The organism is Pseudomonas sp. Larv2_ips, from assembly GCF_963879675.1.
Taxonomy (GTDB): domain Bacteria; phylum Pseudomonadota; class Gammaproteobacteria; order Pseudomonadales; family Pseudomonadaceae; genus Aquipseudomonas.
In genome coordinates this window covers 651,961-675,596 of the sequence record NZ_CAWOAW010000031.1, presented here as the reverse complement: position 1 = coordinate 675,596, position 23,636 = coordinate 651,961, and the positions used below count along the sequence as shown (strand labels likewise).

The 23,636-nt window shown below is 59.3% G+C and carries 13 protein-coding genes and 1 rRNA gene; 4 read left to right on the top strand and 10 right to left on the bottom strand.

What is annotated here, in order from left to right; genetic code table 11:
* A 5S ribosomal RNA gene (gene rrf, locus AACV02_RS31055) occupies positions 1-77 on the top strand; the annotation flags it as partial.
* Between the two features lie 173 nt (positions 78-250).
* Here rrf and AACV02_RS28515 read toward each other — a convergent pair.
* The 3 genes from AACV02_RS28515 to AACV02_RS28505 form a co-directional block, all read right to left on the bottom strand.
* Positions 251-2,746 carry a TonB-dependent siderophore receptor gene (locus AACV02_RS28515; RefSeq protein WP_119738379.1) on the bottom strand — a complete coding sequence of 832 codons (2,496 nt, stop codon included), beginning with the start codon at positions 2,744-2,746 and terminating at the stop codon, positions 251-253.
* A 105-nt stretch (positions 2,747-2,851) separates the two neighbouring features.
* The gene (locus AACV02_RS28510; protein WP_119738377.1) at positions 2,852-3,826 is read right to left on the bottom strand and encodes a FecR domain-containing protein; all 975 of its coding nucleotides are present in this window, start codon (positions 3,824-3,826) and stop codon (positions 2,852-2,854) included.
* Between the two features lie 5 nt (positions 3,827-3,831).
* Positions 3,832-4,347, bottom strand: a complete 516-nt coding sequence (locus tag AACV02_RS28505) for a sigma-70 family RNA polymerase sigma factor (protein ID WP_119738374.1) — start codon at positions 4,345-4,347, stop codon at positions 3,832-3,834.
* Between the two features lie 279 nt (positions 4,348-4,626).
* Between AACV02_RS28505 and AACV02_RS28500 the strand changes: the two genes are divergently transcribed.
* The gene (locus AACV02_RS28500) at positions 4,627-6,507 is read left to right on the top strand and encodes a methyl-accepting chemotaxis protein (RefSeq protein WP_106580714.1); all 1,881 of its coding nucleotides are present in this window, start codon (positions 4,627-4,629) and stop codon (positions 6,505-6,507) included.
* A gap of 39 nt (positions 6,508-6,546) precedes the next feature.
* On the opposite strand, the gene AACV02_RS28495 is transcribed toward AACV02_RS28500, so the two are convergent.
* The 5 genes from AACV02_RS28495 to AACV02_RS28475 all read right to left on the bottom strand — a co-directional run bounded on the left by AACV02_RS28495 (position 6,547) and on the right by AACV02_RS28475 (position 13,171).
* On the bottom strand, positions 6,547-7,005 hold the full coding sequence (locus AACV02_RS28495) for an SRPBCC family protein (protein WP_119738372.1): 459 nt from the start codon (positions 7,003-7,005) through the stop codon (positions 6,547-6,549).
* 17 nt (positions 7,006-7,022) lie between these two features.
* On the bottom strand, positions 7,023-10,400 hold the full coding sequence (locus AACV02_RS28490; RefSeq protein WP_119738370.1) for an amino acid adenylation domain-containing protein: 3,378 nt from the start codon (positions 10,398-10,400) through the stop codon (positions 7,023-7,025).
* Positions 10,397-11,344 (bottom strand): diiron oxygenase, encoded by a 948-nt coding sequence (locus AACV02_RS28485; RefSeq protein ID WP_119738368.1) that lies wholly within the window; start codon positions 11,342-11,344, stop codon positions 10,397-10,399. The genes AACV02_RS28490 and AACV02_RS28485 overlap by 4 nt, the downstream gene beginning before the upstream one ends.
* Positions 11,341-12,099: a DUF3050 domain-containing protein gene (locus AACV02_RS28480; protein WP_119738366.1), complete on the bottom strand. Its 759-nt coding sequence runs from the start codon at positions 12,097-12,099 to the stop codon at positions 11,341-11,343. The genes AACV02_RS28485 and AACV02_RS28480 overlap by 4 nt, the downstream gene beginning before the upstream one ends.
* 361 nt (positions 12,100-12,460) lie before the next feature.
* Positions 12,461-13,171 (bottom strand): GntR family transcriptional regulator, encoded by a 711-nt coding sequence (locus AACV02_RS28475; protein WP_106580709.1) that lies wholly within the window; start codon positions 13,169-13,171, stop codon positions 12,461-12,463.
* Between the two features lie 252 nt (positions 13,172-13,423).
* On the opposite strand from AACV02_RS28475, the gene lapG reads away from it, so the two are divergent.
* Positions 13,424-14,116 carry a cysteine protease LapG gene (gene lapG / locus AACV02_RS28470; protein ID WP_106580708.1) on the top strand — a complete coding sequence of 231 codons (693 nt, stop codon included), beginning with the start codon at positions 13,424-13,426 and terminating at the stop codon, positions 14,114-14,116.
* 14 nt (positions 14,117-14,130) lie between these two features.
* Positions 14,131-16,077 carry a cyclic di-GMP receptor LapD gene (gene lapD / locus AACV02_RS28465; RefSeq protein WP_119738364.1) on the top strand — a complete coding sequence of 649 codons (1,947 nt, stop codon included), beginning with the start codon at positions 14,131-14,133 and terminating at the stop codon, positions 16,075-16,077.
* A gap of 152 nt (positions 16,078-16,229) precedes the next feature.
* Here lapD and AACV02_RS28460 read toward each other — a convergent pair whose 3' ends face one another.
* Together AACV02_RS28460 and AACV02_RS28455 are read right to left on the bottom strand one after the other, a co-directional pair.
* Positions 16,230-16,568 (bottom strand): hypothetical protein, encoded by a 339-nt coding sequence (locus tag AACV02_RS28460; RefSeq protein ID WP_016968775.1) that lies wholly within the window; start codon positions 16,566-16,568, stop codon positions 16,230-16,232.
* Between the two features lie 152 nt (positions 16,569-16,720).
* A partial coding sequence (locus AACV02_RS28455; protein ID WP_256680481.1) for an immunoglobulin-like domain-containing protein occupies positions 16,721-23,636 on the bottom strand: 6,916 nt, incomplete at its 5' end.

Below are 23,636 nucleotides of genomic sequence, written 5' to 3'. Positions count from 1 at the left end.
CCGAACTCAGCAGTGAAACGATGCATCGCCGATGGTAGTGTGGGGTTTCCCCATGTGAGAGTAGGTCATCGTCAAGATCAAATTCCGAAACCCCTGTCTGCTAACGCAGACAGGGGTTTTGTCGTTTTGGAGGACTGTTGCCGACTGAGAGAAATCCTCCCGAGCCGGCCACATCAGATCCCCCTGCACCCTGCCCACAAAAAAGCCAGTGCCTGAAAGCAGACACTGGCTTGTCAGAAACGCTAACAGATCAGAATTGATAGCTTACCGTCGCACTGACATTACGCTCTTCGCCCAAATAGCAGAAGTTCAGGCTGGCACAGGACGCTACATAGGTCTCATTGGTCAGGTTGTTCGCGTTCAACCGTACATCTACGCCTTTGAGTCCGACCTTGCCCAAGTCATACCCTAAGGATGCGTCGAATAAGGTGTAGGCGGGTACCTTCATTGTGTTCTCCGCGTCTGCCCAGCTGTAGCCGACGTACCGAACCCCGCCGCCAAGTCGCAAGCCGTCAAAGGCGCCGCTATCAAACGTGTAGTCCGCCCACACCGATGCCATATGGCGAGGTGCCTGCGTGGGGGAGTTGCCTTTGTTCTCAATCAAGTTGTCGGCTGAGCTCAGCGTACTGACCATCGATTTTGAATATTTAATATCGGTAAAGGTATAGCTGCCCAAGATCTTCAGGTTATCGGTCAGTTGCATATGTGCTTCCAACTCCAGTCCCTGCGAGCGAACCGCACCTACTGCGCGATAGAAGTTTTCTTGAGGAAGCTTTGTCGCCAGGTTCTCCTGGTCAATGCGAAACCAGGAAGCTGTAAACAGGTTATCCGTCCCCGGCGGCTGATACTTCAAGCCCGCTTCCCACTGCGTTCCATTGGTGGGTGCCAGCGGGTTGCCGGCGTTGTCTGAATAGGAGTTCGGGTTGAACGACTCTGAATAGCTGACATAGGGTGCCAAGCCATTATCAAACAGATACAGCGCACCGGCTCGCCCAGTCAGTTTGGTACGTTTGTCAGAAATTTCCGTGCCCAGCGGTCGCCCCGCTTCAGCGATACGGTTCTCGTCGGACGTCTCTACCCAGTCCTGACGCAGCCCTAGAGAGAACCGCCATTTATCCATCTCGATCAGGTCTTGTAGATAAACGCCAGTTTGCTCAAGGCGACGCAGATAGCTGGTCAGGCTGGCATTGCTGATAGCAGTGTTGCCATAGACCGGGTTGAATGCGTTGATTGGCTGCAGTGACCCGCTCGTCCAGTCCACCACCGTTTTACGTCGCTGATAATCAGCCCCCATCAGCACGGTATGGTGAGTGGTACCGGTAAAAAACTCCGCCTGCAGCATGTTGTCGATGATGAACGCATGCAGCTTCTCATCACCTCCCGAATAATAGCGATTCAACTCGTTACTGGTCGGTGTGGTCCAGCCATAGGCGTACACCTGATCCAATTGCACCTTGGAGTCGAGATAGCGCAAGTTCTGTCGCGCAGTAAACACGTCGTTGAATCGATGCTCGAACTGATAACCGAGCGACTGCTGATCACGTTTGTAGCCATCTACTCCAGGTTCACCTTCGAAGAAGTGGCTGGAGATGCGCTGGCCATTACGCTGATGCAATGCGCCGTCTGCCGGCATACCGCCGTGATAGCCGCCATCAGGATCATGCTGCAGGTACGCCTGGAGTGTCAGCGAGGTGTCTTCGGTAAAGTCGATGTTGAGTGTCGGCGCCAAGGCTAAGCGCTTTTCTTTGGCGTGGTCGAACTGCGTATCAGACTTGTCCGCTAAACCGGTAAGCCGATAGGCGATGCGCTTGTCGTCATCCACGGGTCCACTGAAGTCAAAACCCATGCCCTGCTGACCGTGACTGCCTGCCGTTGCTTGAACCTGATGGTAGGGCTCCAGCAATGGCTTCTTGCTGGTCAGCGCGACCAGGCCGCCGGGCGAGCTACGTCCATAGAGGACAGAGGAAGGCCCCTTCAGAATGTCCACGCGCTCGAGAAAATACGGATCAACCTGCATGGTGCTATAGGTGCCGCTATCCCCCATGGACTTCAAACCATCAAGGTAGATGTTGTCCACAGAACCATCATTAAAACCGCGCATTGCCACGTAGTCATAACGATGGGTCGCGCCATAGGGGTTGGTCAGTACACCAGGGGTGTAACGCAGGGCTTGTGCGACGGTTTGGGAGCCTTGGTCGTCCATCTGCTCGCGCGTCACCACGGAAACGGTTTGCGACGTCTCCAGCAATGCGGCGCTGGTCTTGGTTGCGATTTGGCTATGCGTCGCGTTGTAGCCTTCCATGCTGCCTAAGGCATTACCCAGGGCGAAGCCTTTGATATCCGTGGTGGGCAGCGTCAAGGTGCTGCTCTGCGTCTGGGTCTCCAGCACAAAGCTGACACCCTCTTGCGATACCGCCTGCAAGCCAGAGCCGGTGAGCAGATGATTTAACCCCTGCTCGGCTGAATACTCGCCATGCAGCCCGGCTGATTGCCGGCCTTGGGTTTGCCCAGGCGTGCTGGAGAGGGTAATGCCTGCCTGACGGGCGAATTGATTGAGCACCTCGCCCAGGGCGCCGGCAGGCAGGTCGTAGCGCTGGTTAACCTGCTCGATGTTTGCTTGCGCAGCTATGCCGGCGATTGGACCCGCGCCCATGCCCATCGCGGTTGACAGCAATGCCGCACGGATGGATTTAGCCAAAAGGGGGTAGGAAGAGCACGGTGAGTTGCCGGGAAAACGCGCTGTCATGATCAAGATCCGTGGAGGCCGGTGACGGCTGATTGAAGGGCTTACTGTCTAAGCCGGTCTCACGGAAAAAAACCGCCAAAAAAATTTCATATACAGCATAAAAAATCAGGCTGAACGTTCCAGGCTTACCCACCAACGCGTGCGGTAGCGCACTTCAACAGGCAGCGTCTGTGCAACGATCGCCAACAATTTATCCGTGTCCTCCAGCCGAAAAACCCCTGACAACCGCAAGTCGCTGGCTTCTGCCGAACAACCCAGATAACCAGGGCGATAGCGCCCCACCTCCGACAGGAAGGCAGCCAGGCGCATGTTCCGTGTCACGATCAGCCCATCGACCCAAGCGCCCATGTCCATATCCAGCGGCGGTGCCAGCGTGGCATGTGTGTGATGTACGAGGTAGTTCTCTCCTGCGTGGACTTGAGTCGACAGTCCGTCTGCCGAGTGTGGTGAGTGAATGGCCACGTTGCCACTGACCACACTCAAGCGGGTGCAATCGCTGTCTTGGCGCACGGCAAAGCGCCCGTCGATACCTTCGAACAAGCCGTGCCGAGTTTGAACCAGCAGTGGCGCCGAAGAAGGCGCGCCGCACGTCACCAGGATTTCCCCGCGAACCAGCGTGATCAGACGCTGCTGCGCGTTGAAGTCCAGGTCCACGGCGCTGTCGGTGTTGAGTTGCAAACGAGCGCCATCCGGCAATTGCACGCTGCGCCGTTCCCCGGTGGCGGTCGCAAGGTCGGACGTCCAGCGCTGCCAGCCGGTGAGGTCGCGGCTTAACCAGGCTGCGGAGCCCACCAACATGACGCCAGACAACATCTTCAGTGCCTGCCGCCGGCCCACGCCTTGCGAAACGTTTTCCAAGGCCACGCGCGCGCCGGGGATCGCGGCCATCTGGCTGCTCAATTCCTGCTGCAGTGCCTGTACCCGCTGCCAGGCCAATTCATGGTCGTCATGCGCTTCGCGCCAGCGCACACATTGTGCATGCAAGCGCACGTTGGCCCGGTTATTACGCAGGCGCAGTGCCCAAGCGATGGCCTGCTTGACCACCTGAGGATCTGGTCCGGAGCGCGCGGCATTATCCATCGTAGTCACGCCCCATAACGCAGTACGTAACAGTGATACAGCGCCTGCGCGACATACCGTTCCACTGTTCGCAACGACACCCCCATCTGCAGCGCGATCTGCTTGTGCGCCAACCCATCACACTGAGCCAGTAGAAACGCCTTACGTACTTTCGGCTTCAATCCGTCCAGTAGGCGGGCGATTTCCTCCAGCAGTTCCAGCACCAATATCCGCGTTTCTGCGCTGGGGACCAACGCCTCAGGGAGATGGGCGATGGACTCGAGGTAGGCACGCTGGATGTCTTCACGCCGCCAATGATCAATCACCAGGCCGCTGGCAATGCTTCGCAGAAAGGCACGAGGGGCTTTGAGTTCCAGGCGTTCGGTTTTTTGCAGCAAGCGCACGAACGTATCCTGAGCCAGGTCCGCTGCATCCGCCGCATTGCCCAGGCGGCTGCGCAGCCACCGGTTGAGCCAGCTGTGATGGGTGCTGTAAAGCGTCTGCACAACACGTTCACAAGGGATGTACTCAGTAGTCGGCATTCACACAGGCTCGGCCAAACGTCACAAATGATAATTAGTCGCATTGTCTGGGAGGCTGAAAAATTTTGCAACGCCGACGCCTACCGACCTACCGTCGGTCGGTTTCCTACTCAAAATCAGGATGCTTCTCACAAATTTCTAAGATTTATCCTGGCCTGGCCGAAAGCCTGACGAGCCATGCGTGCACCGAAATAGAGCGGTCGCAGAGTCCGCCTATCCCGTTACATGGAATGTTCCACTCGGCACGCTCATCCCCCTTTGGCAAAAGAAGTCGATGAAATGAATCTCAAGTTCAGTCATAAAATTCTGCTGGCCGCATCAGGCGTCGTGGTTCTCGCGTTCGCGTTATTCACGCTTTACAACGACTACCTGCAGCGCAGCACTATCAAGCAAAACCTGGAGTCGTCTATCCAGCAATCAGGCGAACTCACGGCCAGCAGTGTGCAGAACTGGCTCAGTGGCCGCATTCTGGTACTCGAAAGCCTGGCGCAAAACGTTGCCCATCAGGGCAGCCAGGCCGATCTTCCTGGCTTGGTTGATCAGCCTGCGTTCACCTCGAACTTCCAGTTCACCTACGTCGGGCAAACCAACGGGGTGTTCACCCAGCGTCCTGATGCGAAGATGCCTGACGATTATGACCCGCGTCAGCGCCCTTGGTACAAGCAGGCGGTGGCTGCCGATAAAACCATGCTGACTCCGCCTTACATGGCCGCAGTCGGCGGGCAGATCGTAACCATTGCTCTGCCCGTCAAAAAGAACGGTGAGCTGTTGGGTGTGGTTGGCGGTGACCTGAGCCTGCAAACCCTGGTGAAGATCATCAACTCGGTAGACTTCGGTGGGATCGGCCATGCGTTCCTGGTCAGCGCCGATGGCCAGGTCATCGTCAGTCCTGACCAGGACCAGGTGATGAAAAACCTCAAGGACATCTACCCAGGTACCAACCTGCGTATCGAAAAGGTCAGCCAGGACGTTGTTCTCAATGGCCAGGACCGCATTCTTTCGTTCACGCCAATCAGCGGTTTGCCCGGTGCAGATTGGTACATCGGTCTGTCGATCGACAAAGACAAAGCCTACGCGCCACTTGGCAAGTTCCGTACTTCGGCATTGATCGCCATGTTGATTGCCGTCGTCGCCATTGCCGTGCTGTTGAGCCTGTTGATCCAAGTACTGCTGCGCCCGCTGACCACCATGGGTGTGGCCATGCAGGACATTGCCCAGGGTGAGGGCGATTTGACTCGCCGCCTGGACGTGACCAGCAAGGACGAGTTTGGCGAGGTGGGCAGCGCTTTCAACCAGTTCGTCGAGCGTATCCACGCCTCTATTTCCGAGGTGTCTTCGGCAACGCGTCAAGTGCATGACCTGTCCCAACGCGTGATGGCGTCTTCCAACGCCTCGATCATCGGCTCGGACGAGCAAAGCGCGCGCACCAATAGCGTGGCCGCGGCGATCAACGAGCTGGGTGCCGCTACCCAGGAAATCGCGCGTAACGCAGCTGATGCTTCGCAGCACGCCAGTGGTGCCAGTGAACAAGCAGACGACGGGCGCAAGGTGGTGGAGAAAACCATCCTGGCGATGTCGGAACTGTCGCAGAAGATCAGCCTGTCCTGCACTCAGATCGAAACCCTGAACGCCAGCACCGACAACATTGGCCACATCCTTGATGTGATCAAAGGCATCTCCCAGCAAACCAACTTGTTGGCGCTCAATGCCGCGATCGAGGCCGCGCGTGCCGGGGAAGCCGGGCGTGGGTTTGCCGTGGTTGCCGATGAAGTGCGTAACCTCGCTCACCGTACCCAGGAGTCCGCCGAAGAGATCCATAAGATGATCACGTCGCTGCAAGTGGGCTCGCGTGAGGCCGTGACCACCATGAACGCCAGTCAGACCTCCAGCGAGGAGAGCGTTGAAGTGGCCAACCAGGCCGGCGAGCGCCTGGTCAGCGTGACGCAGCGAATCGTCGAGATCGATGGCATGAACCAGTCGGTCGCTGCGGCTACCGAGGAGCAGACCGCTGTGGTTGAAACCCTCAATGTCGACATCAACCAGATCAACCTGCTGAATCAGCAGGGTGTGGCCAACCTTAACGAAACGCTGAAGGACTGCGATGCGCTGTCTCAGCAAGCGAGCCGCCTGAAGCAACTGGTCGACAGCTTCAAAATCTGACCGGGCTCATGCAGGAGCGAGGCGTCTCGCTCCTGCTGATCAGCTGAACATCTGGCGTACATTCTCCAGGGCCGTGTCGGCGAAGGTCTGCACAAACTGTTCAAACGCCGCGTGGGTGGTATCGACTGGCTCACCCATGAGCGTCCAGGTTGCCCGCGAACATCCTGTGCCAAGCGCTTCCACCTGCATGGCAGCCCACAGCCGGGCGACGCCCAAGGTGTTGTAGAGTGTGGTCCAGGTCATGTACATGGCGTCGTCGTCGCGGCTGTTGAGTTGCTCTACGACGCAATGGCCATCGTGGAAATGTTTGGTGCGCAAGGCGCCTATGCCTGTGCCCGTCATTTCGATGTGCGAGAGAGCCGGAACGAAGGCATCAAAGCCTGCAAAATTGCCCACCACTCGCCACAGATCAGCGGCCTCGCACGCGACGTCAACAGACGCCACCACGGGTGTGCCGTTCGGGTTGCGAATTAATGTATCGGGTTGCAGCAGATTCATGGAAATGTCCTGAACGGTCAGAGAAAGCCGATGGCCTTGAGGTGGTCGCAGCCTCTGCGCAACAGCGCCGGGTCTTTGTGCGGGTACTGCTCGCCCATCGCCTCCACACCCTGGCGTGCGTTCTCGTGACAAATCATCGTGATGTCGCTGATGTCTTCTGCGAGGTTATCCAGGTAGAAGCCCAACACGCCAAACAGCGCATTATCAGGGCCTACCGTTCGCAGCTCGGTCTGCCACTGCGCCACGCTCACTCGCTCGAAGCAGTGGCCCGCCTGACTGAATGCATCAAGGTAGTGATCCCAGCTCAAAGGCTGTGGGTTGTGCAGGTTGAATACGTTTCGGCTTGCAGCGAAGCGGCCGCAGTGAAACGCAACAAAACGGGCAAAGAAGTCCACCGGCATCAGGTCGAAGTTCACCTGCAGGCGGGGCGCCAGGCCCAGTTGCAACGAACCCTTGAGCATCATCATCAGGCGGTTGTTGTGCGGCTTGCAGACGCCGTTGCGGCTATTGAAAGCGATGTTTCCCGGGCGATAGATGTTCACCCATGCGCCTTGCTCGGCTGCACGCCGCAGCAAGCGTTCGGCGACCCACTTGGAGAGGTTGTAGCCATTCTTGAGGTAGAGCGGCAACGTGGTTGCAGCCGGCGTTTCGAGGATGTTTCCCTGGGCGTCGACACTGCTGCAGGCCGACAGGGTCGAGATGAAATTGAAGACTTTCTTGCAGTGGGTTTCACACAGGCGCAGGCACTCACGTATCGGTTCGACGTTGTCCTGGGCCAGTGAGGCGTAATCCATCACATGATTGACCCGCGCGGCGTTGTGCACCAAGACCCCGTGGTTTCGGGCGAGGTGCTCATAAACATCGCTAGCCAAACCCAGCCGGGGCAAGCCCATATCGGCGGCGTATACCTGCACCCGCCTCAGGTCCAGATGTTGCAGCCGGTACTCGCGCAATGCCTGGGTAAACCGCGTCATCGCCGACTGCCCCGGCTGTTCACGCACCAGGCATGCCACCTCCTGGGCACCGCCAGCCAACAAGGCTTCGACGAGGTGCACGCCGACAAAACTGTTGGCGCCCGTGACAATCACCTTGCGCGGATCGCCAGCGCGGTCTTCATGCAGCGTTTCTGTATTCAGCGTTTGCGACGCATCCTTTTCCACCTGGCCTGACGGTGCATGCGGCAGTGCCCCATCTTCCATCAGTACGCAGAGCGTACGAATTGTCGGCGCTTCAAAGAAACTGCTCAGTGAAAGGCTACGGCCAAACGCTTTGCGCAGACGCAGCAGCAGGGTAGACAGCAGAATGGAATGGCCGCCCAGGTTGAAAAACCCATCGTCGATGGAAATGTCGCCATCCGGCACCGCCAACAACTCGCTCCACAGCGCCACCAGCCGCATTTGCAGAGGCGTTTGTGCGGCATTGCAGTCGTTGCGGGGAGTGGCGTGTTTCGGTATCGCCAGCAAGGCCTGACGGTCGATCTTGCCGTGGTGAGTGCGTGGCAGAGTGGGTAATTCTGTCCACACCTCGGGCTGCATGTAGGTCGCCAGCCATTGCCGCGCATGGTGCTTGAGGCCTGCCATGCTGGCGCCTGGTTCAGGTTGGGCGGCAAAGCTTAGGATCCTGCGGTCAGGATCAATCAGCACAGCCACTTGGCGAAACAGCCGACTGCTGCGCAGGCATTGTTCAATCTCCTGGGGCTCGACCCGAAAGCCGCGGATCTTCACCTGATCATCCCGCCGACCGCCCAGTTCGATACCGTCGGCCGTCCATTTCGCCCGGTCGCCACTGCGGTATGCCCTCACTGATCGGCCGTCCGGCTGTGTCAGCTCAACAAACGGGCTGTCGACCCCCTGCGGCGCGCTCACATACCCAAGGCCCAGGCCAGGGCCGACGATATACAGATCGCCCATCACCTGTTCATCCACCGGGTGCAGGTCGTCGTCGAGGATCAGCACCTGGCTGTTGGCAATGGGGCGCCCAAGATTGCGTGTGCTGTCACCGGGCTGGAAGGTTCGGTGGGTGACCAGTACCGTCGTCTCGGTAGGGCCGTAGAAATTGTGCAGGTGGCATTGGCTCGCCAGGCACTCGATCACATGCGGCTCGCAGGCATCACCGCCGGTCATCAAGTGAGTCAAACCCAAGGGCTGATCCAGCGGCAGAATGCTCAGCAGCGCCGGCGGCAGAAACGCGTGGCTGATGCCCTGTTGGCGAATCAGCTCGACCAGTTGCTGAGGATCGTGCCGTTGGCCCTCGCTCGGGACGACCAACTCGGCGCCGGCTATCAGGGCGGGGAAGATGTCGATCAGCGATGAGTCAAAACTCAGCGGCGAAAACTGCAGCACGCGGCTGTGCTCGTCCAACGACATACAGGCGCCTAGCCAGGCGGTGAAATGCGCAAGGTTGCGTTGGCTGAGCAACACGCCTTTCGGTTGGCCGGTGGTGCCTGAGGTGAAAAGCGCCACGCAGGGTGCCTCGCTGCTGGGACGATGCTGCATCAGCGGGCGTGTGATGTCGGCACAGGTCGGGTCGACAGTGCTGACATTCAGGGTAACGAAATCGTGGCGCAAAGGGTGCTGACCCTCTACCACCAACACCCTGGCGTTGCTGCTTTGCAGCATGGCGCGCTGGCGTTGCGGCGGATGATCGGGTGCCAGTGGCAGGTACACCGCGCCGCAACCCAGCACCGCCAGAATGCTGGCATACAGATCAACGGATTTTTCCAGGCACACGCCGATCACCGCTGGCGTCTGCGCGTGCTGCAGCAGGGGACTAAGGCTTTGCTGGATCGACACGGCGCGATGCAGTAATTGACGGTAGGTCAGCACGCTGCCCGCGATGTTCAGCGCCGGTCGTTCAGCAAAGGAATGAAGACTGGCCTGTAGCCGCTCGATCATTGGCACCTGTGCAGCCTGTAACAGTGCCGGCTGCGAAGTACGGTTGAATCGATGCAGGAACGCCAACCCTTCAAGCCCATGAAGGCCTTGCTCAGGCCAGGCATTAGCGACGGTTGTCGCCGAAAAAAACGTAGGGTCTCGCGAGAATTGACTGACCAGCGAGGCTACCCATTCCACCAGCGCATTCGTCGCATGGCGGCGCAATCGCTCGCCGTTGCCGCTGGGTTCTTCGGGGATGTCGCATATCGCCAGTACGCGGCGGGTTTGGTCATAGCAGCGCAATTGCACCGCAGGAAGCCCGTGTTCAGACACCGGGCCAATGCCCAGTCGCAGGCTGATCCGCTGGGTATTATCGGCAGGCACGCGCAGCGGTTGGCTGCCGTCTTCAATCATGACGTCGAGGGAATCCGTCACTGTGACGTGTCCGTATTGCTCCAGCGTTTGCCTGATCGCTTCCAAGGCTTTGCTGGTGCCGCTCCATCCCATGTTCAAGCGCCTCATGGCTGCCTCCCCGATTCGGGTAAATAGGTGCTCAGGGCCAGGGCGACGCTCGGGGTGTTCAGCACACCGCTGTGGTGCAGAAAGCCCATGATATTGCCGAGCAGCGGGTGCTGGCGGGTGATGGGAAAGTGCAGCGCTGCGACTTCGTCTTGTAGCGCACGGCGAACGTCGGCGCTGACGTCCAGGTGTTCGATCAACTGCAGATCGAAAGCTTTCTGCAGGTCGTTGGTCAGGTAATGCGTCAAGAAGGCCGGCAGGGTGGCCGCGATGCTGTCGCGGTCGGCCGGGTTTGCCGACTGCCAGTAGATGCGCACCAGGTGGGTCCAGAACTGTGCATGGCGGCCTTCATCGAACAAGTGGTCGGCCATCAAGCCGCGTATGGACGGTTTGACGCTGTCATCCTTGGCAAACGCCGCGACGTCATGGGTGACGGTGTTCTCGGCGATGGCCACGCCAATCAACTCCACGGCGTCACGCAGGTGCGGCGGCGCCAATGCCTGCGCGGCGGGCAAGGCATGGCTCAGCTCGATTTGGCCGGGCAAGTCGAGCGGTTGCAGGCCCGTCATGTTCACGGTTTGTTGCAGGAAATCCAGCGCGACCAGCGCGTGGTAATCCTCATCGACCACGACAGTCATTGCGTCGTAGCGACAGGCGAGGGGGAAGGACAGCGAGAAGCGATTCTTGGCAATGCTGCGAGCGGTCTTGTCGACGATCTCGGTTTCGAAGATCACCACGTCATTGAGGAATTTGTAGAAGCTTTGCACCAGCACGAAGTCGCGCCACTGCGAGCAATGCTCAAGGAAGGTCGCGCTCAGCACCAGGGGCTGGCGGCTCGCGGGGTAGATGAGTCTGTCGTCGTTTTCCAGCATGCGCCGCGGACGTGTGCGCAGGGTTGCACGGCGTTCCCAGTCGTCGGCGAAGGAGCGATAGTCGGCGGCGTTCATGGCTGCATCTCTTGCAGCGAGGCGCGCACGTCGTCCCAGAAGCGGAGGCGGCTGTGCACCGCGCCGAGAGCGATCTCATCGGCCTGGCGTTGGCGAGTCGGGTCTGTACCGATCAGGCGCTGGAGTAGCGCCTCTGCGGCGGGCCCGTGCCCTTGCGTGTCCAGTTCGATGTGACGGTTCAAGTAGTAGCAGAAGGTCGGCGTCTGGCGGCCCTTGAATACATCGCCGCGCAGAATGCACGCGAACATGGAGGGAATGACACTCTCGCGTCCATGCAGGAAGGCGGACGCTACGCCGTGGGTGGGCGCGTTCAAGGCGATCTGCAACGTGCTTTCGACAAAGCGGGCTACGCCTGGCGGCGCATCGACCTGATGCAAGGCTGTGCTGGCTTCGGTCCCCTGACGCTGCAGCTCAATGAAGCGCCGGACGACGCGGGTGTCAGCGCCTACTTCGGCCATCGCTTGCAGGTACAGGTCGAAGTGGCTGCAATGGCCCTGTGCGGGATGTTCATCGGACTCTTCGCCGAGCACGATTTCATTGATGAGGCGCGTCGCTTGCGGGTCGAGGGGCGGCAGCCAGGGTAACTGCGTGCAGCTCAGGTCCTGCTGCAAGCGTTTGGTCAGGCTCATAAAATCCCAAACGGCAAATACATGGTGTTGCATGAAACGCTGTAACTTGGTCAGTGAAGTTATTTCTTTAAATAACGGATGGCGGCACAGCTGCAGTTTCTTTTGTTCAAGTAAGTGTTGATGCATGGTTGATGCCTATAAGTTATTGCGCTGCTCTGAAAACAGGATGGGATTTACAACTGGACGTGCAGGCGTGGCGCATAGCCAGGCCCCGCGCGCAGCGAGAACGAGACTAAGCTGCGCAGCAAAATAAAATGGTTGTTGTATTAGGTCGCGATAGTAAGCTGATTAAACGGTGGGGCGAGATGATGAAAGTATTAGATATTTTTTCGAGATACAGTGTGTTGTAAGTAACTTGCTTGAATCGAAGTGGGACGTTTCTTTAAGTTAGCCAGGCATCAATAAATATGCGATGTATACCGTGGGGGCCCTTCCGCACAGAAAGGGGCCTTCACCGTATAAGGATCTACAACGAGCGCGGTAAAACTTACTGCGTGTCGGGTGTTGCGGCGGCTTCAAGACCGCTGAGGTAGGTAGAGATAACCTCCATGCCGCGCATCAGGTGGTTGCGCAACGTCAGGATGCTCTCGTCGGTTTTCTTCTGGGCCACCAGGCTCAGCAGTTCACGGTGATCTTCCTGGGACGTCTCGCCCAGCCCCATCGCTTCGAGGTTGAAGCGCAGAAAGCGTTCTTCCTCATTCAAGCCGTGTTCAACCAACTTGAGCAAACGCTGGTTGGGTGCCTTGCTATAAAGCGCCATGTGAAACAGACGATTGAGACGGCCGATCTCGGCGTAGTCTTTCTCCTGCTCCAGCGCTTTGATCAAGGCGTCGGCTTGGGCAATGTCGGCGTCGGTGAGCAACGGGATCGACAAGCGCAGCGCTTCGGATTCCAGCAGCATGCGCAGGGCATAGGTTTCAGCCGAATTGTCTTCGATCAACGGTGCAACCACGGCGCCCTTGTGAGTCACCACATGCAGCAAAGACTGGGCTTCCAGCTGGCGCAAAGCTTCGCGCACGGGCATGCGGCTGACACCGAACAGGCTGGCGAGCTCTTGCTGGCGCATCGCGGTGCCACAGGGCAGTCGACCGTCGAGAATGGCATTGCGCAAGGTTTCTTCAATAACGGCGCGAGCAAGGTGGGCGGGAATAGGCCCGCTGATTTTGATGCTGCTTAAAGGGTTCGGCTTCTGCGTCACGGTTACGCTATCCTCCTTATTGTTGAATGGAGTGTGTTTAATTGGATCCAATGCACACTAAAGATGGCCCACACGCTTGTCAAACAGCCAAAGTTTCCGTTTGTAAGGGCTTACAAGCTGTACTTTGTGCATCCCACAGCGGCGGGTCATGAACTTCGCCCACGCATGAATGATTGCACTGTGCCATTGTTTTTTGTGGGTTGAGGCTTCACCATCCTTTGAAATTCCGTCTCTCTCCACGGACTGAACGCCTTGGCGGTAAGTTTTATTCCCTCTCGAATCCTCAGCTGGCTATTTTCAGCGATTCTGTTGGCTGGCTTGATGCTCGGCGGGCTGCATGCCGATTGGGATTTCTCTCAGATCAGCCGCAAAGCCACCGCCTTGTACGGGCCGCTGGGTGAGGGCCAGCAGCGAATTGACGCCTGGCAGCGATTGCTGGCGACCCAAAAGCAAGTCGACGAGCAGGAGCAGCTCAAGGTCGTCAATCTGTTCTTCAACAAACAAATGACGTACGTGGAAGACATCGACCTGTGGCACGTGGTCGATTATTGGGAGACGCCCATCGAAGCCCTGTGGAAAGGTGCCGGAGATTGTGAAGACTACGCAATCGCCAAGTATTTCAGCCTGCGTCACCTGGGCGTTTCCAGCGACAAATTGCGCATTACCTACGTCAAGGCCTTGCGGCAGAATCGCGCGCACATGGTGCTGACTTATTATTCGACCCCGAACGCCATCCCGCTGGTGCTCGATAGCCTGATGGACGAGATCCTGCCGGCCACTCGCCGTACCGACCTGATTCCCGTGTATTCCTTCAACGCCGAGGGTTTGTACCTGCCCGGCGCCAAGGGCAACACGAAAGTCGGTGATACCAAACGCTTGTCGCGCTGGCAGGATGTGTTGAGAAAAATGCGTGCCGAAGGCTTCCCGGCCGAGCCTGCCAACTAGGAGTAACTGATCGGATGTCTCTGTTCAAACAACTATTGATCGCAATCTGTCTGTTCCTCGTGGTCGCCTTCAGTGGCAGCTTCATGGTCAGCCTGGAAAGCTCGCGCACCCAATACGTCAACCAGCTTCGCTCCCACGCGCAGGATGCGGCGACGGCACTGGCATTGTCGCTGACGCCCAATATCGACGACCCGGCCATGGTCGAACTGCTGGTCAGCTCAATCTTCGACAGCGGCTATTACGCGAGCATCCGCGTGGTGGACCTGGCCACGGATAAAACCATCGTCGAGCGCAGCGGCATTCCCGACAACAACGGTGTGCCCAACTGGTTCGTGAAATTGATCGGCCTGGAGCCGGCGGGTGGCGATGCGCTGGTCAATCGCGGCTGGGAGCAGGCGGCGCGCGTGGAGGTGGTCAGTCACCCGATGTTCGCCCTGGCCAAACTCTGGCAGAGCGCCCTGGGCAGCCTCGGCTGGCTGTTGCTGTGCGGCGCGGTCAGCGCGGTGCTTGGCGCGTTATTGCTGCGCCGGCAGTTGAAGCCATTGGACTACATGGTCAAGCAGTCCCACGCCATTGCCCGCCGCGAGTTCCTCAGCTTGCCCTACCTGCCGCGCACGCCGGAACTGCGCCGCGTGGTGCAGGCCATGAACCAGATGGTGGAAAAGCTCAAGGCGCTGTTCCAGGAGCAGGCCGAGCGCAGCGAAAAACTGCGCATCGAGTCCTATCAAGACAACCTCACCGGCCTCGCCAACCGGCGTTATTTCGAAATGCAGCTCAACGCCCGCGTGAGTCACCCGGAAGAGACCAGCTCCGGCTATCTGCTGCTGCTGCGGGTCAAGGACCTCGCCGGTCTCAACCAGCGCCTCGGTGGCCAGCGTACCGACCAATTGCTGCAAGCGGTCGGCGAACAGCTGCTGCGCGAGTGCGAGCCGTACCCGGAAACCCACAACCTCGTCACCCGTATCCGCGGCGGTGAGTTTGCGGTACTGGCGCCGGGGCTGGTGCGTGAAGAAGCGCTGCAACTGGCGCAGAACCTTGAGACCACGTTGCTCAGCCTGCAGGCCACTGGCGCCAGTGATGTCACGCCGGTTGCCTATATCGGCCTGGCACCGTTTAACCATGGCGATTCGCCTCAAGCCCTGTTGACCCTGGCTGACCAAGCCCTGGCCCAGGCCGAAGGGCAGGGCGACACCACCTGGGTGTGCCTCGACCATAGCGCCGCCGCCAGCGTCGGCGACGATCACCATGCGTGGCACACACTGCTCGATCAGGCCCTGACCCAGCAGCGTTTCCAGCTGTACTTCCAACCGGTCGTCGCCAGCCAGGACCCGCAGCTGGTCTTGCACTACAAAGTGCTGTCGCGCTTGCAGGATGAAGACGGCCACACGATACCTGCCGGACGTTTCCTGCCGTGGCTCGAGCGCTTCGGCTGGACGGCGCGTCTGGACCGCTTGATGCTTGAGCAGGTACTCAAGCAAATGGCCGGCCACAGCCATAGCCTGGCGCTGAACCTGTCTGCCGCGACTTTGCAGGATGCTCAGGCGCTGAATCGGATTTTTGAGCTGCTGCGCCAGCACAGCAACCTGGGCCCGCGCCTGACCCTGGAAATCGGTGAAGAACAATTGCCGGAGCAGGCGCTGCTGGAGCAGTTGACCCAGCGCCTGCGCGAGCTGGGCTTCTCTCTGAGCCTGCAGCGCTTTGGTGGGCGTTTCAGCATGATCGGCAACCTTGCACGGCTGGGCCTGGCGTACCTGAAAATCGACGGCAGCTACATCCGCGCCATCGATCAGGAAAGCGACAAACGCCTGTTTATCGAGGCGATCCAGCGTGCGGCCCACAGCATCGACTTGCCATTGATTGCCGAGCGTGTGGAAACCGAGGGTGAGCTGAAGGTGATTCGCGAGATGGGGATTTTCGGTGTGCAGGGCCAGCTGTTCGGTGAACCGGCGCCCTGGAAATAATCCAAACCTAACGGGGCACTCGCTTGTGTGGGAGCTGGCTTGCCTGCAATAGCATCACTTCGGTCCGCCTGATACACCGAGGTGCCTGCATCGCGGGCAAGCCAGCTCCCACACAAGCCTGCCCCGATTTAGATTCGGTGTGCCTAACTAAATCAGATCAAACCAGTCTCTTCATCATTGATCAGGTGGCTCAACCCGCCCAACGCTTCCCGCGCGTGGGTACGGTCCATCAGCTTGGCCTGCGCCGCCGGTGGCAGGTCTGTCACGCTGATCACGCCCTTGCGCGTCAGCACCTGAATCAAGTCGTCCAGCACCCGAATCATCTCCAGGTCGCTTTGCTTGAGCTGCGCCAGGCTGGTTTCCACCACTTCGTTGGCGTACCAGGCCTGAATCTCATGGTGATCGGCCGGCAGGGTTTCAGTTGATTCGGCAAAGGCGGCGGCCTCCACGCGACTCAGTGCACCCTGTGCATCACGTTGCACGTAAAACATAAGAAACCCTCGAAAATGAGCCACACGCGTTCACCAGCATAGGTCAATGGTGTGTTTATGAGCGCGAGTATGCGATGCAACCGCCCGTGAGGGCCAGCGACGCATCAGCCAAATAAATCGGCCGCCCGAGTGGGCGGCCGGTTCATCGCGTCTTAGGCGGTGTGATCGATCTTGATGGTCGGGTCGGCACCACTGATCAGCGAGTTGATGCTGGTGTGAGACCAATCGTTGCCTTCCAGCTTGATCGTCACATCGGCATTGGCCACGCCGCCCGCTGCGTTGAGCTTGCCTTCACTGCTGATTTGCAGGGTCGACACGCCGTCTACCGTGGTGATCTTGAGGTAGTTGTCGATGGTGCTGTCTGTCTCACCCTTCAACAAATCCTTGAGATCGATCCGGTCACCTTCCGAGGCTTTAAAGTCCTTGATCACATCGTTGCCCAGGTCACCCGCTTTCCACACGAAGGTGTCGGCACCCGAACCACCGATCAGGATGTCGTTGCCCGGACCACCGATCAAGGTGTCGTCACCGGTGCCGCCCAGCAAGATGTCATTGCCTTTGCCGCCGTCCAGGTAGTCATTGCCGCCCTGGCCGAACAGGATGTCATCACCCGCGCCGCCCAGCAGCGTGTCGTTGCCGTCCTTGGCGCCGGACACATCGAAGTCCGCGTAATGCTCGGTGACGTACTGATGCACGTTCGAGGTGGTCACTGCCGTGACCGCCACGCCGGTCTTCTGTGCAACAAAGGCCTGCAGTGCGTTGTAACCCTCACCGGTAATACCGCTGAAGCTCACCAGGTCGCCGAAGATGATGTCGTTGCCGTCGCCACCGCTGATGGTGTCGTTACCCGGCAGCGTTGCTTCGGTGTGGCCGAGAATTGCGTTGGCCAGGTCTTTCGGGTCGATGTTGCTTTGCGGCTTGCCATCGCTGTCGTACGGCTTCAGGTCGCTGAGGGTGACGTCGCTGTTGATGCCGATGGCTTCCACTTGCGACAACCCGCCCAGCAAGGCAAAGGCGCTTTTGGCGTTGCTCAGCGTCGCCGAGTCGGTGCTGCTGCCGGTACCGCTCAGGTTGGACAGCTCGTAGGTGCCGTCACCTTGGGCGTGCAGGGTGCCCAGGTTGTTAACCACCCAGCGCGAGCCATTCCAGGTTTGCAACTGGGCCGCACCCGAGGAGTCGACGCTGAAGTAGTGGGTGTTATCCAGGTATTTGCTGAACGTCGTGCCCAGTGTGTAGTTGGACGTGGTCACCAAGTCGTCGAGCTTCACGTTGTAAATCGTCGGGTTGGTCTGCTCGCCGCTCTGGTAATAGGTCGGCTTGCCGTCGGTGATGAAGTACGTCAAGTTGGTGGCACCGCTGTTGCCGGTAGCCAGGCCGCTCTGGAAGAAGTTGGCCGTGGTCTTGAACACGTCTTCATAGTTGGTACCGCCGCCCGACGCCATCGAGTCCAGCACTGCCTTGAGCAGGGTCAGGGCGTTTGGATCGTTGAGGTTGATGGCGACCGACTTGTTCACCTGGGTATCGAAATCCGCCAGGAAGATATTCACAGTCCCCGACGTGTTGGCGCCCAGGCTGTCTTTGAGCGAGCTGAACACCGAGGTCAACGAAGCCTTTGCCGCGTTGATCGACGCGGTGCTCATGCTGCCGGAGCTGTCCACCATAAACGCGATGTTGTAGTTCTTGCCCTGCACCACGTTCAGGCCGCCGATATCGGCCACGACGATGTCGTTGCCATCGGTGCCGGTAATCGCGTCACTGCCCGAGGTGCCCGTGATCGCGCTGTAGGTGGCCGGGTACACCGTCACCGGCAATTGCGCGGTGGTGATGGCCGAACCGCCGAGGCTTTCGGTGGACGTCGAGGTGACGGTCAGGTTGAACTGGCCGCTGTAGTAGGTCGGCGGCTTGATAGTCAGGGTGCTCAGGTCCCAGCCGGTGACGTTGACTTCGCCCACGGTTTTGGTCGCGGTGAAGGTGTGCCCGGACGCGTCGGTTAGCACCGAGCCTGCCGGTACGCCACTGATCTTCACGCTCAGGGTTTCCGAGCCGTCGGTATCGGTCAGCGCGGTGGTGACTTTGGACAGCTTCACGGTGCCGTTTTCCTGGCCTTCGTTGAGCTTGTAGCCCACGTAGTAACCGTCGCCGTTGCTGCCATGCAGGTCGGACACGGTCACGCCGGCGTTGGTCAGGTCAGTGATGCCGGTGTACAACGCCGCGCCGCTGGTGCTCAGGTCTGTGGCCGCTGCGCCGTTGATCGACAGGTTGACGTCATAGCTGCCCGGGCCTGACTGGTTGGCGTGGTAAATCTCGATGCTGTAGTAGCCGCTGACGGTCGGGGTGATCGAGCCGCTGAACTTGCCACTGTTGGTGCCCCATTGCGCGCTGGCCACGTCTTTGCCGCCGACGTTGATCACCAGGCTGTCATCGCCGGTGCCGCTGAAGGTGTAGGACTTGCCGGCTTCCATGTACATCAGGCCGGAGATCTTCGAGCCTGCACCCGCCGCCACGTTGGCGGTGGATTCGACGTTGGTCACAATCCCGCTGCTGTTGGGAGTGCCGGCGTTATCAATGGCGTTTTTCAGGTCGGCCGGGGCCGCGCCGTTACCGTTGGTGCCGATGCCGGCGATGCTGTTCCAGCTTTGTTTGAGCAAGCCCACCGAATTGACGTTGTTGTCAGCCACATTCAGGGTCGGTGCGTCGGCGACCGGTGTGATATCGACTTTCACCGTGGCGCTGGTGCCCAGGTCCTTGCCGTCGGTAGGCTGGAACTTGAACTGCGCGTAATCGGCCTGCTTGTTGCCAATACCGGTGCCGCCATAACCGTCGGTGCCGGACTCGTTGGCGTTGGGCATAAAGCGCAACTGGCCGCCGTCGATCTGCGCCTTGGTGAAGGTCTGGCCGGCGGTCACGTTGGTCCAGGTGGCGCCATCTGCCGCCAGGTATTGCAGCTTGCCGGCCACCGGCAGGTCGGTGATCTTCACGCCAAGGCTGGCTTGTGGCGAGTCCACATCGGTCACGCCGAAGTTGGCCCAGGTCAGCGCCAGCGGCGTGTCTTCGGTGCCGGTCACGGCGCTGCCGGTTGCCACTGGCGCATCGTTGACCGCCACTACGTTGACCGTGGCGGTAGCGACGTTGGAGTAATTGCCGCCATCGGTCACGGTCACGGTGATGGTCCGCGGCGTGGTGCTCGGGTCGTGGCTGTTGTTGGTGAACGTGATGTTCTTGATCTGCTGCATGTAGTCAGCCAGCGACGCCGTACCGGTCAGGGTCAGCGTGATCTTGCCGGTGGCAGGGTCTGTGGTCGGGGTCACAGTGATGCCGGTAACGCCTGTGTAGTTCAGCGAATCGCCCTGCTGAGTGTTGGTCAAGACCACCGTGGCGCCGGTCAGTTGAGTACTGTCCGGATCGGTAATCTTGATGTCAGTGTCAGCAATCGACACGCCCGTGCCGCCTTCGGTGAACGAGGTCTTGTAGTCGGCACCGGTGGCGCCGCTGGAGTTGTTGGCATCCAGGTCGATGACCGGCGGCGCGTCGTTGTCGATGATGTTGGTGCTGACGCTGCCATTGCCGACCACCAGGTTTTCGAAGTTGCCGCCGGTGGTTTTATCGATGGTGATGACGATCGTTTCTGTCGGCTCGGTGATCTTGTCGTCGATCGTGCCGATGGTGAACGGCACGCTGCTGGCGCCAGCCGGGATCTTCACGGTGTACACGCCGGTGAAATCCGAGCCATCGGTGGCGGTGCCGCTGTACTTGAGCGTCACGGTCACATCGGTTTGCGCCGGGTTGCTCAGGGTCAGGGTGTAGTTCGCCGTGCCGCCTTCAGTCACCGACGCGTCGCCGGTAATGCTGATGGTGGTGTTGTTGATCACATCCGTCACCTTGGTGGTCACGGTGCTGCCGTCGACGATCAGATGCTCGTACTTGTCGCCGCCGCTGACCACGCCGGTGATCTTGGCAGTCACGTCGTTGGCGCCCACGTACGCATCGTTAGGCGCAGTGGTGGTCGCGGTGTTGCTGGACTGGCCGTTGCCGATGGTAATGGTCGAGCCGTTATTCAACTTCACCACCAGGTCGGAGCCGACGTTGGTTACGGCATTGCCGTTCTTGTCGACCAGGGACGCGGTGTAAGTGATCAGGCCGCCTTCGCTGACCGAACCGTTGGCTTTGAGCGCCACGGTCACGTCATCGATGGTGTCGTTGACGACGGTGGTTGCGCCGCCCGGGGTGATGGTGACGCCCTCGAAATTACCGCCGGTAGTGCCGGTGATCTTCACGGTCTGGGTGCTTTTGTCGATGAACACGTCATCGCCTGGCGCATTGACGGTCACCTGACCGACCAGGGAATCCTTGGCGATCTTGATCGTGGCGCCGTTATCCAGGGTGACCACCATGTCGCTGCCGGCCTTGTTGCTCAAGGTGGCGGTGTAGGTGATGGTGCCGCCTTCGTTGACCGCACTTGGCGCGCTCAGGGTGACGGTCGTCAGGTCGGTGGTGCCCGGAGTGTCGTATACGGTGGTGCTCACCGGATCCTTGACCGGCACCAGGTTCTCGAACTGCTCCCCACCGGTTACGCCCTTGATGGCCGCAGTCACCGTCTGGTTGCCGGCGTACACATCGTTAGGCGCGACAACGGTGGCCGTGCTGGAACTCTGGCCGTCGGCAATGCTGATGGTCTTGCCGTTATCCAGCTCGACCACCACAGTCTTGCCGACGTTATTGACGGTATGACCGTCTTTGTCGACCAGGGTGGCGGTGTAGACGATGTTGCCTTTCTCGCCGACGCTGCCGGTGGCGGTCAGGAGGATTCTCACCGTATCAATGGTGTCGTTGACCACGGTGGTGGCGCCGCCCGGCGTCACGCTGAGGTTTTCGAAATTGCCGCCGGTAGTGCCGGCGATCTTGACGGTCTGGGTGCTCTTGTCGATGAACACGTCATCGCCTGGCGCATTGACGGTCACCTGGCCCACCAAGGAATCCTTGGCAATCTTGATCGTCGAGCCGTTATCCAGGGTGATCACCATGTCGCTGCCAGCCTTGTTGCTCAAGGTGGCGGTGTAGGTGATGGTGCCGCCTTCGTTGACCGCACTTGGCGCACTCAGGGTCACGGTGGTGGTGTCGATCGAGTCGGTGATGCTCGTCACTGCAGCGGCCGGATTCGCCGCCAGGTTCTCAAAATTACCGCCGGTTGCCTTGGTGATCGTCGTGCTGACAGTCGACGCGTTGTTGTAAACGTCGTTCGGCGGCGTTTGGAACACGACCGTGCCCGAAGACTTGCCGGCTTCGATGTTGATCGTCTGGCCGTTGCTCAAAGTGACGGTCACGGCGGTTTGCGCCGGGTTGGTCAGCGTAGCGGTGTAAGTAATGTTGCCACCTTCAACGACCGAAGGGGTCGCCGTCAGGGTGACAGTGGTGGTGTCGATCGAGTCGGTAATCGTAGTGGTCGCTGGCGCTGGGTTGGTTGCCAGGTTTTCGAAGTTACCGCCGGTAGCGTTGGTGATCGTCGTGTTGACGGTCGAGCCGTTGTTATAGACGTCGTTGGCCGGGGTGTGGAACACCACTGAGCCCGAGGACTTGCCGGCTTCGATGTTGATCGTCTGGCCGTTGCTCAGCGTGACCGCCACAGCGGTTTGCGCTGGGTTGGTCAGCGTAGCGGTGTAAATAATGTTGCCGCCTTCAACGACTGAAGGGGTTGCCGTCAGGGTGACGGTAGTGGTGTCGATCGAGTCGGTGATCGTGGTGGTTGCTGGCGCTGGGTTGGTTGCCAGGTTTTCGAAGTTACCGCCGGTAGCGTTGGTGATCGTCGTGTTGACTGTCGAGCCGTTGTTATAGACGTCGTTGGCCGGGGTGTGGAACACCACCGAGCCCGAGGACTTGCCGGCTTCGATGTTGATCGTCTGGCCGTTGCTCAGCGTCACGGTTACTGCGGTTTGCGCTGGGTTGGTCAACGTCGCGGTATAGGTGATGTTGCCGCCTTCAACGACTGATGGATCTGCCGTCAGGGTGACGGTAGTGGTGTCGATCGAATCAGTAATCGTGGTGACTGCTGGCGCTGGGTTGGTTGCCAGGTTCTCGAAATTACCGCCGGTAGCATTGGTGATCGTCGTGTTGACGGTCGAGCCGTTGTTATAGACGTCATTGGCCGGGGTGTGGAACACCACCGAGCCCGAGGACTTGCCGGCTTCGATATTGATCGTCTGGCCGTTGCTCAAAGTGACGGTCACGGCGGTTTGCGCTGGATTAGTCAGCGTAGCGGTGTAAGTGATGTTTCCGCCTTCAACGACCGATGGGTCCGCCGTCAGGGTGACGGTTGTGGTATCGATCGAGTCGGTGATCGTGGTGGTGGCTGGCGCTGGGTTGGTTGCCAGGTTTTCGAAGTTACCGCCAGTAGCGCTGGTGATCGTCGTGTTGACGGTCGAACCGTTGTTGTAGACGTCGTTGGCCGGAGTTTCGAAAACTACACTTCCGCTGGACTTGCCCGCTTCGATATTGATCGTCTGGCCGTTGCTCAACGTGACCGTCACAGCGGTTTGCGCTGGGTTGGTCAGCGTGGCGGTGTAAGTGATGTTGCCGCCTTCAACGACCGATGGGTCCGCCGTCAGGGTGACGGTGGTGGTGTCGATCGAGTCGGTGATGGTGGTCACCGCTGGAGCTGGGTTGGTTGCCAGGTTTTCGAAGTTACCACCGGTGGCGCTGGTGATCGTCGTGTTGACGGTCGAACCGTTGTTGTAGACGTCGTTGGCCGGCGTTTCAAACACCACCGAGCCTGCAGATTTACCGGCTTCGATGACGATGGTTTGACCATTCGAAAGCGTCACAGTCACCGCAGTTTGCGCCGGGTTAGTCAGCGTAGCGGTGTAAGTGATGTTGCCGCCTTCAACGACCGATGGGTCCGCCGTCAGGGTGACGGTTGTGGTATCGATCGAGTCGGTGATGGTGGTCACCGCTGGCGCTGGGTTGGTCGCCAGGTTTTCGAAGTTACCGCCGGTGGCGTTGGTGATTGTCGTGTTGACGGTCGAACCGTTGTTGTAGACATCGTTAGCCGGAGTTTCAAACACCACCGAGCCCGCG